Source organism: Paenibacillus tyrphae (genome assembly GCF_024158745.1).
Classification (GTDB): Bacteria; Bacillota; Bacilli; order Paenibacillales; family NBRC-103111; genus Paenibacillus_G; species Paenibacillus_G tyrfis_A.
Genome location: NZ_JAMZAW010000034.1, coordinates 22,610 through 38,876, shown reverse-complemented (window position 1 = coordinate 38,876; position 16,267 = coordinate 22,610). Strand labels below are relative to the sequence as shown.

Below are 16,267 nucleotides of genomic sequence, written 5' to 3'. Positions count from 1 at the left end.
TTCGTAAGACCCAGGCAGAGTGACCTTCCGAATGGACTCAAGGTCACTTTTGCATTTCTTTGCAGGAGGATGGACATATGCAAGACGCATTGACAGGTTCCTTGGAACTCGGCATGCTGTATGCCATTATGGCGCTCGGCGTGTATCTTACATTTCGAATTTTGGATTTTCCTGACTTGACGGTGGACGGCAGCTTCACGACCGGCGGCGCGATTGCCGCGGTCTTGATCTCTTCCGGCGTATCTCCGGCGCTCGCCACGCTGGCGGCCTTCGGAGGCGGTCTCGTAGCCGGTGCTTGTACCGGACTGCTGCACACCAAAGGCAAGGTGAATGCGCTGCTGTCCGGGATTTTGATGATGATCGCGCTGTATTCGATCAATCTGCGGATTATGGGGAAAGCAAACATTCCGCTGCTTGGAGAAGATACGCTGCTGACGGACGTTCCGCTGCTGTTGGTTATGCCGATCGTCGTGCTGGTTGTTAAATTCGCTCTGGACTGGTTCCTGCATACGGACCTGGGCCTTGCGCTTAGAGCAACCGGAGATAACCCCCGGATGATCCGCAGCTTCGGCGTGAACACGGACAACACGATCATCGTCGGCGTCAGCTTGTCCAACGGGCTTGTGGCGCTTTCCGGCGCTTTGATCGCGCAGTATTCGGCCTTCGCCGAAATTACGATGGGGGTCGGGATGATCGTCATCGGGCTTGCCTCGGTCATTATCGGGGAAGCGCTGTTCGGCGCGAAGACGGTATTTCGTGCGACCCTGGCCGTCGTGCTGGGCGCGATCGTCTACCGGTTGATCGTGGCGATGGCGCTTCGCGTCGGCTTGGAGCCGACGGACATGAAGCTGATGACCGCGCTCATCGTTATCGGCGCCTTGACGCTCCCGATGATCCGGGGCAAGCTGCGTCAAAAGTCGGTCATCCGCCAACGGGCGGCCGATCTCGAAAATACCCGCGCGCGGAACGTTTCGGCAGGAGGTGGTCGATAATGTTACGCGTCGAACATGTTTCCAAGCTGTTTAATCCGGGGACGCCGGACGAAAAGCTCGCCTTGTCGCATATTAACCTCCAATTGAAGGAGGGAGATTTTGTCACGGTGATCGGCAGCAACGGCGCCGGCAAGTCCACGCTCATGAATATCATCTCGGGCGTCATGACGCCGGATCTCGGGAAGGTCGTCATTGGCGGAAACGAGGTCGAATCGATGCCCGAGTATCGTCGCAGCGCATGGATCGGCCGAGTGTTCCAAGACCCGATGGCCGGCACCGCGCCGACGATGACGATCGAGGAGAACTTGGCCATGGCGTACAAGCGCAGCGAGCGCAGAGGGCTCGCCATCGGCGTTACGGGGCGCAAGCGGACGATGTTCCGCGAGCAGCTCAGCCGGCTCGGCATCGGGCTGGAGAACCGGCTGAACGCCAAGGTCGGCCTGCTCTCCGGCGGGGAGCGGCAGGCGCTCAGCCTGCTGATGGCGACCTTCACCGAGCCGCGCATCCTGCTGCTCGACGAGCATACCGCGGCGCTCGATCCTTCGCGGGCGGAGCTGATTACGTCGCTGACCGAGCAGATCGTCGCCGAGCTTAAGCTGACGACGCTCATGGTGACGCACAATATGGATCAAGCGATCCGGCTCGGCAACCGGCTGATCATGATGGATAAAGGGCGCATTATTTTGGATGTGCCGGAGCAGGAGAAGCGGGGGCTGACCATCGAAGGGCTGCTGCAGCAGTTCGAGCGGATCCGTGGAACCAAGCTTGCGGATGACCGTGTCGTGCTCGGCTAAGGCAGGCGGACAGCCAGGCAAGCAAAAGAAAAACGCCCCGCGCAACAGGCGAGGCGTTCCGTATAACCGATAGGATGGACAGGCCATCGAACCGTGAAGGTTCGGTGGCTTTTTTGCAAATGTTAACTCTTGCGGCCCTTCAGCAGAAACAGGATGGCGAATTGGGGAAGCACCAATTGCCGTCTCCAGCGGGACGGCTGCCGCAGCAGGCGGTACAGCCATTCCAGATTCAGCTTTTGCCAGACGACCGGGGCGCGTTTGACTTTGCCCGCGATGACATCCAGACTGCCGCCGACGCCCATCGCGAGTTTGGCGGATAACCGGTTTTTGTATTTGAAGATCCACTTTTCCGCCCGAGGCGCGCCCATGGCGACGATGAGAAGGTCGGGCTTGGCGCTTGCGATCTGCTCTACGAGCTGCGGTTCGTCGTCTTCGGTAAAGAAGCCGTTCTGCCGGCCGGCGACCTTGAGGCCCGGGTATTGATTCGCTATTATATCGACGGCTTTCTTGCTCGTTTCTTCGTCGGCCCCCAAGAAGTAGAACGACCATCCGTGCTCGTGGCCGAGCGCCAAGAGCCGGAGAAGCATCTCGTAGCCGGTTACGCGCTCGGGCACCGGTTCGCCCTTGAAACGCGAAGCCAGGACAATGCCGATGCCGTCGGGCGTAATCATGTCCGCCTGCTCGACAATGTGCCGCAGCTCGCTATCTTTTCTTGCATTCATCACAATTTCGGGGTTGGCCGTAATCAAGTGAAACAACCGCGGATCGTTCCGGTCCAACCGGCGATGCAGCTCGCTTACGGTTTCGTCTAAAGATAATTTGGAAAAGGGTACGCCTAAAATGGAAACGGTTTGCATCGGTATCTCCTCTACGTTCATTTCCTCCATCTTACCACAGAATCGCCGGGGAGGAGAACATCCCGCAAAGGACCGATACGGATGTTCCGACAAACCGGTGGCCGCTAGAACCTCCTGTTACTGCCGGATTAACCCATTCCGCGCCAAAAACTCGCCGTTAAACGTTATGGGTATGCCCGTCCCATTGCGCTCCGCATGAATATGTAGATGCGGCTCCGACGTATTTCCCGAATTGCCGACAAGGCCGATCGGCGTGTTCACATCCACGGTGTCTCCCGGTTTCACCTTCACGCTGTCTTTCTGCATATGCGCGACGTATACTTTGGTATCCAGGCAGCCGATTGCGACATGATTGCCGGCGGGCGGCGCACCTTCCGGAAGCTTTTCCGACAGGGTGGGCGCTCTATCCTCGAACCCGTCGGCCGCTTCCAGCACTTTGCCGTTGCAGGGGCTGTACAGCGTATCGCCGTAGATGGCATAGGCTTGCAGCTCGCTTGGGTAGATGCCCTTCGTTCTCCAGCCTCCGGCATTCAGCTTCACGATATCCAGCGCGTACTGCTGCGGCAAGTATTCGTGGTGGTAATTAACGATCGTCTGGCTGCCGCCGTGAGCGACGTTATAAGTACCTCCGCGCAGTGGAAAGCGCAGATCGACCGCCTCTTCGGACGCTTGGTGTCCGGTCAGCGCATAAGCTCCCAGAAACACAAACAGCGCGGTGAAGACTACGGACAGTGAGGGACCTGCCCACGAAACGAAAGAACGACGCGGCCACAGCGGTACGTCCCTGTTGTTTCTCACGGCGCGCACGACGGAATATAGCCAGAACGCGATGAGAGCGTAGCGGAAATAATAGCCGACCCAATCCCACCTTCCGACGGTCAAAATGTAGACGGCATAGGAGGTGGCAATAAGGAACCACCCGAAGCACGCCAGCTTGCTTGTTCGTTTCCGCCCCAGCTCGATCATGAAATAGACGGGGAAAAACAAGCTTGATAAAAATAACATCACAAGGCTGAACCACATGGATATCCTCTCCTTTCGCTCAAGTATAACTAGCCGGATTTACTTCGGGTGAAACAGCAGCTTACCGCAGCCTTAATTTTTTCGTTAAGGTTCCGTTAAGACTCCGTTCCTCTGCAGGTAAACACGGTATGGTAATATATATGAAGCGATATGCGGGGGAGGAAGGATATGGAATGCAGGCGAACGAAGCAACGATTTTACTGGTCGACGACGAGCCGACTATTGTCCGCATGTTGAAGAAGGTGCTGGAAAAAGAAGGATTTATCCATATCGATACGGCGGCGACGGGCGAAGAAGCGCTCTCGATGTGCGACAGCAGGTCTTACGATTATATTGTGCTCGACGTGATGCTGCCGGGTCAAAGCGGGTTCGAGGTATGCCCGAAACTCCGGCAGCGCACCGATGCGCCGATCCTGTTCTTGACGGCGCGCTCTTCCGATCTGGACAAGCTTAGCGGCTTCGCCTTGGGCGGGGACGATTATGTGACCAAGCCGTTCAATCCGCTCGAAGTGGCCGCCCGGATCAAAGCGAAGCTCCGAAGGGTTGCCAAGTCCGCGGAAAGTCCCGCCACGCAGGGAGTCTACGATTTCGGGCGGTTTCGGCTCAATGAGCTTGCGGGAGAACTGACGGTCGAAGACAGGCGGACTCCATGCCCTGCCCAAGTGTTTCAGCTGCTTTTGTTTTTCTGCAAGCATCCGAACCGGATCTTCAACAAGCAGGAGCTGTACGAGCGGGTATGGGGCGACTCCGGCTTCAGCGACGACAACACCGTGATGGTCCATATTTATCGCATCCGGGAACGCATCGAACGCAATCCTGCGGAGCCGGAACTGCTGGTCACCGTCCGGGGGTTGGGCTATAAGCTGGTCAGAGGCGGGAACGATGACGTTTAGGCGGGCAGGGGGAGCGACGGACGAGGAACGGAATGAAGAGGGAGGCCCGGCTCCCGCTTTGGTTTCATCGCCTGTGCCGGACGGAGGCAAGCGGGTCATCCGGCGGCTTATCGCCCATTTCAGCCTGCGGTTGATCGTGGCCGGCATCCTGCTCGTCGTATTGGCGGTCTTGATCCTGTACTGGATGCAGCTAAAGCTGCTGGATCTTGATGCGGGCCGCAGCTTTGCGCAGGCCGGCATGCTGAAGCTGATCGATACGATGGAAGTGGATGAGTCGGGGACGCCTCATTTTGACGAGGAGCTGCTGGATCTTGTGCGAAGCGAAGGCGGCTGGGTTCAAATGCTCGACGGTCAAGGGAGAGCAACCTATTCGGTGTATACGCCTGAGGACGTTCCGACCGCCTATAAGCCGGGGGAATTTGTTGCTTACTGGAAAAAGCAGGAGCCGTTTCCGTATGATTTGGCCGTATGGATTCGGCAGAGAGGCGGCGTAACCTATACGCTGCTCTATGGCGTCATCCCGGAGGAGAAGCGTCTGCTGCAGATGGTCATGGATACGGCCGGCGCGCCGGGGCCAAGCTTGACGCTGCCTCCCGGCTTAGAGGACCGGCTGAAGGAGGCGGAGGCCACGGTGCAGCTGCTGGACCCGTCCGGGCGCCAGGTTGCTTCGTTCGGCAGCGCGGGGAACGTGCTGACGGAATACTCCCTTCAGGAGCTTGCACTCCGGTCGGTTTACGGCAACAGATACGATCTCAAGCTGGCCTCTCATTACGATTCCCGCACGCAGTATACTTGGGTTGTGACCACACCATTTCATGAGAAAGGGGTTCTTGCGGGAGTTCTGAAAAACGAGATCAGTGTCATGCTCGTTGCGTTTGCCGGCTTGCTGCTGACGACGCTGCTCCTGTTCCTGCTGCTGTCGCTCTGGTATGCCAACCGCTTCGGCGGGCCGGTGCTCCATATGATCGACTGGCTTCAGCAGCTCGGGCGCGGCCAGTTCCGCGAGCCGCACGGACTTCGGGGTCCCCGCAGCCTGGACCGCAAGGGCCGGCCGCAGCGCCAGTACCGTTTGTTCGCTGACGTGTTCCTCTCGCTAAGGCGGCTGACCGGCATTTTGAGCCGCAACGAGGAGATGCGGGCTAAGCTGGAGCAGACGAGAGAGGAGTGGATCACCGGAGTATCCCACGATTTGAAGACGCCGCTTACGTCGATTAAAGGCTATTCGCATATGCTGGAAGCGCCGGATTACGGCTGGTCGACCGACGAAATCCGGGAATTTGCCGGCGTGATCCGCGAGAAGGCGGAATATATGGAGCTGCTGATCGACGATCTCAGCCTGACTTACCGCTTGCAGAACGAAGCGCTGCCGCTGGAGCTGCGGGAGACGGAGCTGAACGATCTGATGGATATTATCATTCGCCGTTTTCGGACGAATCCGAGATTTGCGGGCGCGCGTATCGTTTTTCGACCTGCCCCTGGCCCGCTTGTTTCCCGGGTAGACGAACGATGGCTCAGCCGTGCGATCGTGAATCTGCTGGCGAACGCCGTTCTGCACAACCCCGAAGGAACGGACGTGGAAGTAAGCGTCGCGGGGGATGGAGAAGCCGAAAGCTTCGCCTGCTTGGAGATCCGCGATAACGGCGGCGGGATGGATGAGGAAACGGTCGGCCGGCTGTTCGAACGGTATTACCGCGGCACGAATACCGAGGGAGGGTCGGACGGAACGGGGCTCGGGATGGCGATTGCCCGGCAGATCGTCCTGGCCCACCGCGGGAATATCCAGGTGGAGAGCGAGCTTGGTCGAGGGACGGTTGTGACGATATGGCTCCGGCAGGCTTCGCCATGTGGTTGAGGCCGTGCAGCAGAATCAGGTATAATTTCCCTTATCGAGAGCAGGGGAGGAAGACAAAGTTGACGGACGAGACATTGAGGATAGCCCGGGAGGTCGCCTGCGAAGCAGCCGCGGCCGCAGGAAAGCTGGCGAAGGAGCATTTTGACCGGGATAAAGAAGTGATGGCCAAAGGGAACCAAGGGGACTTGGTGACCGCGATCGATCATTTGGCCGAGAAGGAAATTTTGAACCGGCTGCAGGAGCGCTTCCCGAAGCATCGGATTCGCAGCGAGGAGAGCGGCTGGTCCGGAGCGGAGAGCGATTGGCTATGGCTGGTCGATCCGCTGGACGGCACGAACAATTACGCGATCGGGCTGCCGGCATACGGTGTATCGCTGACGCTGATTTACCTGGGAGAGCCGCGGCTGGGCGTCATTTACGATTCGCATCTGGAAAATTTGTACGTCGCCGAGCAGGGAAAAGGAGCTTTGTGCAACGGGTTACCGATTCGCGTGAAGACATCCGCAGCCGCCGGACGAATGACTTTGGGCTGGATTCAAGGGCATGACGTCGGCAAGGGCGGACAGGCTACGACGCTGAAGCACCATCTCGACGCGGGCAGCAAACGGGTCCTGTCGCTATGGGCGCCGACGCTGCTGTGGAGCATGCTCGCGCGCGGCGACTTGGACGGCATCGTGCTGTACAATTCGGAAGGCGAGGACCTGTACTCGGGCCTGCTGCTGGCGAAGGAAGCGGGAGCGGCGGTCGTCGACTTCGACGGCCGGCCGTTCGAAGGCTTGAATTCCGAGCCGTATATCGTCGCCTGCCCTCCGGACCGTCTGGAGAGTCTGCTTTCCATGGTCCGGGCGGGACTCGGCGGGTAGGCGTAATGGAAGGAGGACAAACGAAGTGACTTATCCGATCCGGGTTCGCGCCTGCGCGCTAATCCTCCGGGACGACAGCGTGCTGCTGATCGAATTCACAGATGCAAACGGGATTCATTACAATCTGCCTGCCGGAGGCGTCGAAGCCGGGGAATCGGTCATCGAAGCGGTGATCCGGGAAGCGCGCGAGGAAGCCGCCGCAGACGTCGAGGTCGGACCGTTGGCCTTCGTATACGAATACGCTCCGCATCGGAGCGATCACGTGTACGGCACCACGCACAGCATCCACCTTATATTCGAGTGCAAGCTGAAGGAGGGGGCTGTGCCCGCAATGCCCGCGAGCCCCGATCCGAATCAAACGGGCGTACGGTGGATTCCGCTTTCCGAGCTGGACAAGATCGTGCTGTACCCCAACCTAAGAAAGCAGATTGCCAATTATGCCGCGAGGCGGACCGATACGCCGGTATTCATCGAGGAGCATCAGCTCGGCAAGTACCCGATTCCTTCTTCCTGAAACAGCGAAAACCTGACGATGCGCAGCCCCAAGCCGGGCCGGCCGTCAGGTTTTTCTTTTTCTCCGCTTCGTTACAAAATGCTTGGCAGCACCTTGATTTCACGATCCAGCTTAGGCAGGAACGAATAATTCGGATTAAAGGTAAAAATCCGTTTCATCTGGCAGGACAGCATCACGACGGCCGTCATCGCTTCGTTCAGCGAGAAGCGGTAGTTCGGAAAATCGATAATAAGCCGTTTCGATTCCCGCTCCAGCTCCGGAGTTCCCGGCACGATTGTCAGCACGCCCTGTTGGACCGCTTTTTCCATCGTGTTCAAGAAGAACTGCGCATCTGAATAATCAAAATGATTGCGCAGCCACTGGTGGGTTTCGAAGATCACATAGTTCGTCGTAGCCAAATGCCGGTCCATATCGTCCAGGTCGAAGAACAGCGACCGGGCCTTCAAATAATACGGGTCCTCCGGATTCATAAACGCCATCAGGGCGGACTGCTCCAGAAAGACCGCCTGCTGCAAGGCTGCGGAATCATGCACGATCATAGCTTGGCACCTCCTCGCCCGTATACCGTTCCTTCCGCCTCGTCAAGCTGTCGAGCTGCAGCAGCGGATTTCTTTCCTTCTGCTCCATGGTCGCTTGAAACGCCATTTCGTGGGACCGTACGGCAAAATATTGGTCGATCATATAATGAACCACGGCGCTGACGGTCGTCTGTTCGGCTTCGGCCATTCGTCTGCACTTATCGTAAACCTCGGGCTCCAGCTCGATGGCGGCGGTCTCGACGGCTTCCCCCTCCGTCGATATGAGCTGGGATGCGGCGGATTTCCATTTCCTCAGCTGGCTTTGCATGAATTCCTTGGAACTGCTCACGGGCGTCACCTTCCACAACACAATTTATGCGGGCTTGAATGCGCAAGCCGACTTCCTAATACTGTTCGATAAAAACCGCCGTTTTTAGGGGATTTTCGCCTTTATTTGAACGCATTCATGCTTTGAACATAGTTATTTAACCGTTTGGTCCGATTTTGAACACAATTTGCTCAAATTTTTCGTGTAACGTTAAGGAGTACGGCCCCTTTTTCGGCTAATCCCCCCGCAAAATAGGGGGGGCGGGAGAATGCTATAGTATCTTCACCGGCAAAAGGAGCACTGTCTGCATGAATTCTTGGAAAGTACTGGTCGCCGACGATGACCCGAACGTCAGGGAGATCATTCGGCTTTATTTTGAAAAGCAGCACATCAGCATGATTGAGGCGCAGGACGGCGAGGAGGCGCTTGAGCTTGTCGAGAAGGAATCGCCGGACATCGTCATTCTCGACGTCATGATGCCGAAGATGGACGGCTTCGAAGCATGCCGCCAAATTTTGAAAAGGTTCGATATTCCCGTCATCATGCTGACGGCGAAGCGGGAAGAATTCGACCGGGTGCTGGGGCTGGAGCTCGGCGCCGACGATTACGTCACGAAGCCGTTCAGTCCGCGGGAGCTCGTGGCGCGGATCAAGGCGATCTTCCGCAGGATGCAGCGCCGCAAATCGCCGGGAGAACAGGATGAACCGATCTCCATTACGTTTGAGGGGCTCTCGATCAGCACGGAGCGCCGCGAGGTGCTGGCCGGGGAGGAGCGAATCGTTCTTCGCCCGAAGGAGTTCGATCTGCTGACGCATCTGGCCCGTTCGCCGGGGACGGTGTATACGCGGGAGCAACTGCTGGAGCAGGTGTGGGGCTACGAGTTTATCGGGGATATCCGGACGGTCGACGTACACGTGAAAAAATTAAGGGAGAAGCTGCTCCCGTACCGGAGCGACTGTATTCATACGGTGTGGGGCGTAGGGTATAAATTCGAGGTCCAGGAATAATGCCTGGCATCGGCAAAAGCATTTTCCGCCGGTTGCTGTTCGGCCATATGTTCACCATGCTGCTGGGCCTGTGCGTCGTCGGGTTTCTGCTTTCGCTGCTGACCAAGGATTATATTGTCGATTCGCAAAAGGAAGAGCTGCTGCGCAAGGCGAAACGGGTCAATCTGGCGGTTCAAACCATCGTCGTGCCGGACGATCGCCTCAAGGAGCTGCTGCTGTTCTTCGATCAGACGTTCGACGCGCGCATCTGGCTGTTCGACCGGAGCGGCAAAATCGCCGCCACCTCCAGCAAGGACGAGGTGAACGTCGGCAAATCCGTCGATCCTGCCGTCGTGCGCAAAGTCTTGAACGGCGAAGAGGCGCTGCTGAACGAGCCGCGGTTCGAGGGGCTCAAGGAGTCGATGCTATCCGTCGTCGTCCCGTGGGGCAAGGACAATGAGGTATACGGAGGAATCGTGCTGCACGCCTCGGTCGCCGGAATGAACGAAACGATCACGTTAATGCGGGAAACGATCCTGTGGGTCACGCTCGTGGGCGTACTGCTCTCGGCGGCGACGGCGTCATATTTGTCGTGGTCCATCTCCCGGCCGCTGCGGCGGATCGACAAGTTGGCGCTGCGCATCGGGCATGGAGATTACGGCGAGCGGATCGAAATTTATTCGAACGACGAGATCGGGGAACTGGCTGCCACCATCAATCAGATGGCGGACAAGCTGCAGCAGACGGACGAAGACAAGCGCAAGCAGGAGCAAATCCGTCAGGACTTCCTGGCGAACGTCTCCCACGAGCTGCGGACGCCGCTGACGGCCATGCAAGGGTTCCTGGAGGCGCTGCAGGACGATCTGATCGACGATGCGGCCAAGCCGAAATATTACGACATCATTTACAAAGAAACGCTCCATATGAACCGTTTGGTGGATGACATCGCCGATCTGATCAAGCTGGAAAACGACGAGATCGCCTTGTCCCGCAGCCCGGTGGACGTGCGGCAGTTATTTGCGCACGTGGCCGCCATGTTCGGGCCGGAGGCCGCCGAGCGCAACACGACGATCGAAATGCGGACGGAAGAGGGACTGCCGGACGCGTATGCGGACCGGGACCGCTTCGAGCAAATTATGAAAAATTTAGTAAAGAACGCTGTAAAATTTACGGAAAACGGCAAAATCTTGCTGGGCGCCCATGCGGAAAGCGAGCTGCTTGTGATTCACGTGGCGGATACTGGCATTGGGATTTCCCCCGACGATCAGGAGATGATCTGGGAACGCTTTTTCAAGGTGGACCGCGGCCGGAGTAAGAAAAGCAGCGGCACCGGGCTCGGACTGGCTATTGTCCGGGAACTGGTAGAACTGCACGGCGGGACGATTTCCGTCCGCAGCGAAGTCGGCCAAGGAACCGTATTCGAGTTCCGGCTGCCGGCGGCTCAGAACGCAATACACGAAGGAGGAAGACAACATGTTAAAGCGGTTTGATACGCTGTACGGCATTGATTTGGGAACTTCGAATACGGTGATTTACCAGCACGGGAAAGGGATCGTGCTGCGGGAGCCGTCCGTGGTGGCGATCCGGCAGGATTCGGGCGAGATGGTGGCGGCCGGTACGGAAGCGCAGGCGATGATCGGGCGGACCCCGGGCAATATCGACATCATTTACCCGCTGATGGACGGGGTGATCGCCAACTTTGACATTACGAGCGCGATGCTCCAGCATTTTATTAAAAAAATTCAAGGCCGAGCCCCCTGGTTCCGCAGCTCGCAAGTGTACATCTCCGTACCGTGCGGCATCACGAACGTGCAGAAGCGCGCCGTCGAAGAGACGATGGTGCATAAAGGCGCGAAAAAGGCGGTAGCCGTGGAAGAGCCGCTGGCGGCGGCGCTTGGGGCCGGGCTTCCGGTCGATCAGCCGATCGGCAGTCTGGTGCTCGATATCGGCGGGGGAGCGAGTCAAGTGGCCGTGCTGTCGCTCGGAGGCATCGTGGTCAGCCATACGGTACGGCGCGCAGGGATGTCGCTCGATCGGGATATCATCGAATACGTCAAAAAGACGTACAATCTGGCGATCGGCGAACGGACCGCGGAAGAGATCAAGAAGCAGATTGGATCGGTCGTCGAGCGACAGAAGGACAAGGCCATCGATATTAAAGGCCGGGATTTGATCGACGGTCTGCCTCGGTCGCTCCGCTTGACCTCCGGCGAAATTTTCGGACTGATGGACGATTTTCTGGCGACCATTTTGGATGCGATCCGGGTGACGCTGGAGCACTGTCCGCCGGAGCTTGCCGGGGATGTGGTGGAGCGGGGCATTCTTCTGTGCGGAGGCGGCTCGCTGCTTCACGGGCTGGTCGAGCGGATTCAGACGGAAACCAGCGTCCCCGTCCATCTGGCTGCGGAGCCGCAGGATTGCACGGCGCTGGGGGCGGGCATGATGATCGATTTTAAGCGGGAGGGCTGGAGCCGTGGGAATGCTATCTCCAGCCGGACCGCTGGCATACAGGCGGAGGAGGAACCACTGCGGCAGGACGCTTAGAAGGCGGCTCAGGCTCAGAAGCTGCTGCAGGGCCCGGAAATAAGCCGTTGACCGTTCATGGAATTGCCGCTAAGCTATGAAAAAAGCTTGGACTCATAGGGAGGCGGTTGCCATGGCGGTAAAGCGGCTGGGCTGCTTGCATGCGCATCATTCGAATATCCGGTATTTGGAGGAAGGCCTGGATCACGAGGCCTTTTCCTGCCTGCATTTTGTCGATCCCGGCGCGATCCATTGGCTGACCCGGGCGGCGGCATCCGAAGCGGAGGCGCGGCAGGTGCAAGCGAAGCTGCGCGGCCAGTTGGAATGGATCGCAGGCTGCGGGGTGGACGCCATCGTCATCACATGCACGAATTATATCGCCGCGCTGTCACCCTTGGAGCAAGCGCTTGAAGCGACGGGCGGCATTCCGGTCATCGCGATCGACGAGCCATGGTTTGACGAGCTGCTGATGCTCGGGGACGAGGCGGTCGTCGCTTTCACGAACCCGGCGACCGTAGAAGGAACGATGGAGCGGCTGCATGCCCATGCCAGGCTGCGGGGCAGAGCGTTCAAGGCGCAGACGGCGGTGTCCGAACCGGGCTGCTTCGAGCTGCTGCTGCAAGGACGGGAAGCGGCGTATGCGGAGCAGGTTGAAGCGTTCCTGCTGGGCTTGATACAGAGATCATCTGCCCCGGTCGCAGCGGCTCAATTGTCGATGACGGACGCGGCCGCACGGGCCGAAGCGGCGTCCGGCGCCCGGGTGCTGTCGCCGATGCAGACGCTTCGCAGCAGGCTGGAAGGGCTGCGGTAACGCGATCCGGTCTTGTCATAGTTATGTAATAAATCCATGGTACATTTTTCTCGCAACACTACATACGACAACAAGTTGTGGGAGGAAATGACCATGAAGATGAACAAGCTCGTATCCGTCGGCCTTGCCTGCGCCATGCTGCTCGGTGGGGCAGTATCCGCAAGCGCTGCGCCGGCTGCCGCGCAGAAGCCAAACCAGACTGCCGTGAAAGAGGCCAAGGCTCAGCATAAGCAAGCCAAGGCGTCGCTGCAGGCCGAACAGCTCGCGCAGCTGCAGGCAAAAGCGGCAAGTCTCGGGATCGCGACCGAGGGCAAAACGGCGAAGGAGCTGAAGGCGGCCATCCAGGAGAAGCGCAAGGCGCTCGCCGAGCAGAAACGCGCCGATGCGCTGGCCAAGCGGAAAGCCGAAGCGGAGAAGCTGGGTATTTCCACCCAAGGCAAAACCGCCCAAGAGCTCGCCAAGGAGATTCAAGCGAAGAAGCAGGAGCAGAAGGCAAGCAAGCAGGCAAAGAAGCAAGAGCACAAAGCGAGCAAACAAACGAAGAAGAGCAGCTAATCGCAAGTTACTCTCATCCAAGCCCGCAAAGGTCTGCCCGTGCGCCATCGCAAGATGGACGCGGCGCAGATCTTTTTTCTATTAGATGGTTGGCGCGGGCTGCTCTCTGTTTGACACCGGCCTCCTCGTTCAGGCATGATGATAGAAACAGGCTGAGGAGAGGAGCCGCGATCATCGTGAAACGGGTACTGCAAGGAGGCGTCCGCTTTTACCGCAAATGGATCTCGCCGCTGAAACCGCCGACCTGCCGGTTTTACCCGACCTGCTCCGCCTACGCGCTGGAAGCGCTAGAGAAGCACGGCGCAGCCCGCGGCTCGTGGCTTACGGTGAAGCGGATTTGCAAATGCCATCCGTTCCACCCCGGAGGAGTAGATCACGTCCCTTGACACGGATGGTGGATTTTCGATATATTTGGCTTAAACATCCTATGAACGGATAAGTACTTTGCCGGAAGCCGCACAGAGAGCCGGAGACGCTGAGAACCGGTCGGCCGATGCGAAGGAAGATGGTCCGGGAGGATATGAAGGTGAGCTATGCTCGCGGTCGAAGCCGGCCGCAGGCGGTAAGCTTTCATCGTAGCTCCGGCGTTAACGGATGGTCAGATTGACCGTTAAGCCTCGAACGGCGCTTTGGTTCGCCATGCGTCCGAACGGGGGAAGTTGGGTGGTACCGCGTGAGTTCGAAGCTCTCGTCCCATAGGGATGAGAGCTTTTTTGCATTTTCAATTCCATAGGAGGTCATTTGAACATGTCTGAAACGAAGAAAAGCTTTTACATCACAACGCCCATTTATTACCCGAGCGACAAGCTGCACATCGGCCACGCGTATTCGACGGTGGCGGGCGACGTCATGGCCCGGTACAAGCGGCTGCGCGGGTACAATGTCATGTACTTGACGGGCACCGACGAGCACGGGCAGAAGATCGAACGCAAAGCGCAGGAGGCGGGCAAGACGCCGCAGCAGTTCGTCGACGATATTGTCGCCGGAATCAAGGACCTGTGGAAAAAGCTCGATATCTCGTACGACGATTTCATCCGTACGACCGACGCGCGCCACAAGCAGGCCGTCGAGAAAATTTTCACGAAGCTGATGGAGCAGGACGACATTTACCTCGGTCATTACGAAGGCTGGTACTGTACACCGTGCGAATCGTTTTTCCTCGAAAACAAGCTGGTCGACGGCAAATGTCCGGACTGCGGACGCCCGGTGGAATGGGTAAAGGAAGAGAGCTACTTCTTCCGGCTCAGCAAATATGCCGACCGGCTGATTGAGCATTACGAGAAGCACCCCGAGTTCATTCATCCGGAATCCCGCCGCAATGAGATGATCAACAACTTCATCAAGCCCGGTCTGGAAGATTTGGCCGTCTCCCGGACGACGTTCGACTGGGGCATCCGCGTGCCGGGCAATCCGAAGCACGTGATTTACGTCTGGATCGACGCGCTCTCGAACTATATCACCGCGCTCGGCTACGGCAGCGAGGATGACAGCCGCTACCAAACATACTGGCCCGCGGACGTGCATCTGATGAGCAAGGAGATCGTGCGCTTCCATACGATCATCTGGCCGGCGATGCTGATGGCTCTCGGTCTTCCGCTGCCGAAGAAGGTCATCGGCCACGGCTGGCTGCTGATGAAGGACGGTAAAATGTCCAAATCCAAAGGCAACGTCGTGGACCCGGTCACCTTGATCGACCGCTACGGCCTCGACGCCCTCCGTTATTACTTGATGCGGGAAGTGCCGTTCGGCTCCGACGGCACATTTACGCCGGAAAGCTTCGTGGAGCGGATCAACTTCGACCTGGCGAACGACCTCGGCAATCTGCTCAGCCGGACCGTAGCGATGATCGACAAATACTTCGGCGGCGAGGTGCAGCCGTATGTCGCCGGAGCGACCGAATTCGACGCCGCCGTGCTGGAGACGGCCGAAGCGACGGTCGCCAAAGTCGAGGAAGCGATGGAAAAAATGGAGTTTTCCGTAGCGCTCTCCGCGATCTGGCAGCTTGTTAGCCGCACGAACAAATACATCGACGAGACACAGCCGTGGAACCTGGCGAAGGACGAGACGAAGCGGGAGACACTCGGGTCCGTACTGTACGTGCTCGCCGAATCGCTGCGCATCTCGTCCGTGCTGCTGCAGCCGTTCATGACCGAGACGCCGCGCCGCATGTGGCAGCAGCTTGGCATCGAAGCCGGTCCGCTTACCGTATGGGATACGGTGCACGCTTTCGGGACGCTGCCTGCCGGTACGCGCGTGGCGAAGGGCGAAGCGATGTTCCCGCGTCTGGAGGCGGACAAGGAGATCGCGTTCATCGCGGAATCGATGAGCGGCGGTACGGTTCCTGCGGCGGAGGCTGCGTCTGAAGAGCCGAAGGCTGCGGACGCGAAAACGGAGACGGCCGCCGTGCCGGCGCCGGAGGCTTCGCCTGAAATCTCGATCGATGATTTCTTCAAGGTCGACCTGCGGGTGGCTGAGGTCATCGCCGCGGAGCCGGTGAAGAACGCTGACAAGCTGCTGAAGCTGCAGCTCGATCTCGGCTACGAGCAGCGCCAGGTTGTCTCCGGCATCGCCAAATACTACACGCCGGAGCAAATGGTCGGCCGCAAAGTCATCTGCGTCACGAACCTGAAGCCGGTCAAGCTGCGCGGCGAATTGTCGCAGGGCATGATTTTGGCCGCATCGCAAGGAGACCGATTGACTCTCGCGACAGTTTCCGATTCAATTCCGAACGGATCTGTGGTAAAATAAGGGTTGTTCA

The 16,267-nt window shown here is 58.3% G+C and carries 17 protein-coding genes; 13 read left to right on the top strand and 4 right to left on the bottom strand.

Translation table 11 applies throughout. The features are described 5' to 3' along the window. Positions 1 to 77 precede the first annotated feature (77 nt). Positions 78 to 992 (top strand): ABC transporter permease, encoded by a 915-nt coding sequence (locus NI000_RS33025; protein ID WP_253415570.1) that lies wholly within the window; start codon positions 78 to 80, stop codon positions 990 to 992. After that, positions 992 to 1,786: an ABC transporter ATP-binding protein gene (locus tag NI000_RS33020; RefSeq protein ID WP_216793771.1), complete on the top strand. Its 795-nt coding sequence runs from the start codon at positions 992 to 994 to the stop codon at positions 1,784 to 1,786. The genes NI000_RS33025 and NI000_RS33020 overlap by 1 nt, the downstream gene beginning before the upstream one ends. 122 nt (positions 1,787 to 1,908) lie before the next feature. Here NI000_RS33020 and NI000_RS33015 read toward each other — a convergent pair whose 3' ends face one another. Together NI000_RS33015 and NI000_RS33010 are read right to left on the bottom strand one after the other, a co-directional pair. After that, positions 1,909 to 2,643 carry a WecB/TagA/CpsF family glycosyltransferase gene (locus tag NI000_RS33015; RefSeq protein WP_253415569.1) on the bottom strand — a complete coding sequence of 245 codons (735 nt, stop codon included), beginning with the start codon at positions 2,641 to 2,643 and terminating at the stop codon, positions 1,909 to 1,911. A 117-nt stretch (positions 2,644 to 2,760) separates the two neighbouring features. Beyond that, a complete protein-coding gene (locus NI000_RS33010) occupies positions 2,761 to 3,666 on the bottom strand; it encodes a M23 family metallopeptidase (RefSeq protein ID WP_253415568.1) in 906 nt (301 codons plus the stop codon). Between the two features lie 173 nt (positions 3,667 to 3,839). Here NI000_RS33010 and NI000_RS33005 point away from each other — a divergent pair, with 173 nt between their 5' ends. From NI000_RS33005 to NI000_RS32990, 4 genes are read left to right on the top strand one after another with little or no spacing between them, the layout of a single operon-like run. Continuing rightward, positions 3,840 to 4,559: a response regulator transcription factor gene (locus NI000_RS33005; protein ID WP_253415567.1), complete on the top strand. Its 720-nt coding sequence runs from the start codon at positions 3,840 to 3,842 to the stop codon at positions 4,557 to 4,559. After that, positions 4,549 to 6,411, top strand: a complete 1,863-nt coding sequence (locus NI000_RS33000) for a sensor histidine kinase (protein ID WP_253415566.1) — start codon at positions 4,549 to 4,551, stop codon at positions 6,409 to 6,411. Before NI000_RS33005 ends, NI000_RS33000 begins: the two co-directional genes overlap by 11 nt. Positions 6,412 to 6,470: 59 nt before the next feature. Next, complete coding sequence (locus NI000_RS32995) at positions 6,471 to 7,274, top strand: inositol monophosphatase family protein (RefSeq protein WP_253415565.1); 804 nt, start codon at positions 6,471 to 6,473, stop codon at positions 7,272 to 7,274. 25 nt (positions 7,275 to 7,299) lie between these two features. After that, positions 7,300 to 7,788, top strand: coding sequence for an NUDIX domain-containing protein (locus NI000_RS32990; protein ID WP_253415564.1), 489 nt, complete (start codon positions 7,300 to 7,302; stop codon positions 7,786 to 7,788). Between the two features lie 71 nt (positions 7,789 to 7,859). On the opposite strand, the gene NI000_RS32985 is transcribed toward NI000_RS32990, so the two are convergent. Next, positions 7,860 to 8,327 (bottom strand): type II toxin-antitoxin system VapC family toxin, encoded by a 468-nt coding sequence (locus tag NI000_RS32985; protein ID WP_253415563.1) that lies wholly within the window; start codon positions 8,325 to 8,327, stop codon positions 7,860 to 7,862. Then, positions 8,314 to 8,634: a hypothetical protein gene (locus NI000_RS32980; RefSeq protein ID WP_253415562.1), complete on the bottom strand. Its 321-nt coding sequence runs from the start codon at positions 8,632 to 8,634 to the stop codon at positions 8,314 to 8,316. Before NI000_RS32980 ends, NI000_RS32985 begins: the two co-directional genes overlap by 14 nt. A gap of 308 nt (positions 8,635 to 8,942) precedes the next feature. Between NI000_RS32980 and NI000_RS32975 the strand changes: the two genes are divergently transcribed. The 7 genes from NI000_RS32975 to metG all read left to right on the top strand — a co-directional run bounded on the left by NI000_RS32975 (position 8,943) and on the right by metG (position 16,257). Beyond that, on the top strand, positions 8,943 to 9,641 hold the full coding sequence (locus NI000_RS32975) for a response regulator transcription factor (protein ID WP_253415561.1): 699 nt from the start codon (positions 8,943 to 8,945) through the stop codon (positions 9,639 to 9,641). Continuing rightward, a complete protein-coding gene (locus NI000_RS32970) occupies positions 9,641 to 11,110 on the top strand; it encodes a sensor histidine kinase (protein WP_253415560.1) in 1,470 nt (489 codons plus the stop codon). Before NI000_RS32975 ends, NI000_RS32970 begins: the two co-directional genes overlap by 1 nt. Continuing rightward, positions 11,094 to 12,164 carry a rod shape-determining protein gene (mreB, locus tag NI000_RS32965; protein ID WP_253415559.1) on the top strand — a complete coding sequence of 357 codons (1,071 nt, stop codon included), beginning with the start codon at positions 11,094 to 11,096 and terminating at the stop codon, positions 12,162 to 12,164. Before NI000_RS32970 ends, mreB begins: the two co-directional genes overlap by 17 nt. A gap of 112 nt (positions 12,165 to 12,276) precedes the next feature. After that, positions 12,277 to 12,954 carry a hypothetical protein gene (locus NI000_RS32960; RefSeq protein ID WP_253415558.1) on the top strand — a complete coding sequence of 226 codons (678 nt, stop codon included), beginning with the start codon at positions 12,277 to 12,279 and terminating at the stop codon, positions 12,952 to 12,954. 93 nt (positions 12,955 to 13,047) lie between these two features. Then, positions 13,048 to 13,509, top strand: coding sequence for a hypothetical protein (locus NI000_RS32955; RefSeq protein ID WP_253415557.1), 462 nt, complete (start codon positions 13,048 to 13,050; stop codon positions 13,507 to 13,509). A gap of 176 nt (positions 13,510 to 13,685) precedes the next feature. Next, positions 13,686 to 13,895, top strand: a complete 210-nt coding sequence (gene yidD / locus NI000_RS32950; RefSeq protein WP_025847146.1) for a membrane protein insertion efficiency factor YidD — start codon at positions 13,686 to 13,688, stop codon at positions 13,893 to 13,895. A gap of 361 nt (positions 13,896 to 14,256) precedes the next feature. Continuing rightward, positions 14,257 to 16,257: a methionine--tRNA ligase gene (gene metG, locus NI000_RS32945; RefSeq protein WP_253415556.1), complete on the top strand. Its 2,001-nt coding sequence runs from the start codon at positions 14,257 to 14,259 to the stop codon at positions 16,255 to 16,257. Positions 16,258 to 16,267: the final 10 nt, after the last annotated feature.